Origin of the sequence: Vibrio sp. YT-15, assembly GCF_033337445.1 — a bacterium.
In the GTDB taxonomy this organism is placed as follows: domain Bacteria; phylum Pseudomonadota; class Gammaproteobacteria; order Enterobacterales; family Vibrionaceae; genus Vibrio; species Vibrio alginolyticus.
The window spans coordinates 1-1180 of the sequence record NZ_JAWOQR010000121.1; the positions used below are offsets into that span (position 1 = coordinate 1).

Consider the following 1180-nt stretch of genomic DNA (forward strand, 5'->3'; position numbering starts at 1 on the left):
AACCAAATGCTTTAGCTGCATGTTGTGCAGGGACAACCTTTGCGACCGCCCCTAACACAATGACGTAGCTGGTTGCGCTCAAACCAAAACCGACCAAAATGCCAAGTGATAGATACATCATGGTTGGCTCAATTGCGATAGAAGTAAGGTAAAGACCTAAAGCGTAAGAAAAGGCACCTAAAATGATAATACGCTTCGCGCCCCAACGGTCTGACGCCATGCCGGCAAAAGGTTGGAATACGCCAAACAACAAGTTTTGCAAGGCAATAGCAAAGCTAAAGAACTCGCGCCCGGTCTGAAAGTAGTCTGAAATTGGCATCATAAAAATACCGAAAGATTGTCTGATCCCTAGACAAATAATCAAAATCCCTATTCCAAGCCAAACAAGAACTGGAAATCGGAAAATACTCATAGTTTGCTCTTATTAATGATGGTGGTGATGAGAATGATCATGGTGTTCGTTGTCTCCCGTTGTTTGGTGACAACCGCTGTTGATGGCTTGTTCTGCTAATATTTCCAGCAACTTCGGAGAGTTATGGACGATGATTAGAGATAGCCCCAACATGATGGACATTCTCAACACCTGAGCGAAAATGGATTGAGAAAAAAGCATGCATTGTGCGCTCATGTAGAAAAATGAGCGCGAAGTTTAGTGACGATTAGTCAATGAAACAAATGACAAAAAGTGAACTAATGTATGCGTTTCATGCATAGATTGGTTCTAGGGGTTAATTGCAATGCACGGCTTGTTCTATGCGTTGACAGATCTGCTCTGCAAGCTGGTGGCTCGCGATGTTGCGTTGCACTGTGCTTGTAGCCAGCTTGCCTGATTCAACAACCTTAAACCAATCGAATAGCATAGCGTGAAAACCTTTACTCGTGAGCATTGGTGTCCAATCTTTTAAGTTCAACTTACGTTCTTGATTGTCCTGCCACAATTTACCTTCCACGAACGATTCAAACTCAAATGCTTGGTTGGCATAACATGCCTGAACGCGTTCGTTTGTGATGCCAAAATGACGATTCATTGAAGCGTGTAGTAGGGTATCACCGTGTTGCCATTGCACATCCAGACGTGCGAGTTGTTGGCCGTCAAATTGGTGAGTGATGTAGACGTCTTGCAAATCGGCTTTTGCTACAACATTTACGCTGTCTAGCGGGTGAATAAAATCGTCAAAGA

The 1180-nt window shown here is 43.6% G+C and carries 2 protein-coding genes and 1 pseudogene; all 3 read right to left on the bottom strand.

What is annotated here, in order from left to right:
- A partial coding sequence (locus R7D93_RS25705) for an MFS transporter (RefSeq protein WP_318129611.1) occupies window positions 1-412 on the bottom strand: 412 nt, incomplete at its 3' end.
- Window positions 413-424: 12 nt separating this feature from the next.
- Window positions 425-574, bottom strand: coding sequence for a hypothetical protein (locus R7D93_RS25710; RefSeq protein WP_005499370.1), 150 nt, complete (start codon window positions 572-574; stop codon window positions 425-427).
- Between the two features lie 154 nt (window positions 575-728).
- Window positions 729-1180 (bottom strand): annotated as a pseudogene (locus R7D93_RS25715) (gfo/Idh/MocA family oxidoreductase); the annotation flags it as partial.

Excerpts from the sequence above, each read along its gene's own strand:
- R7D93_RS25710 (WP_005499370.1), bottom strand. The coding sequence starts at position 574 with ATGTCCATCATGTTGGGGCTATCTCTAATCATCGTCCATAACTCTCCG.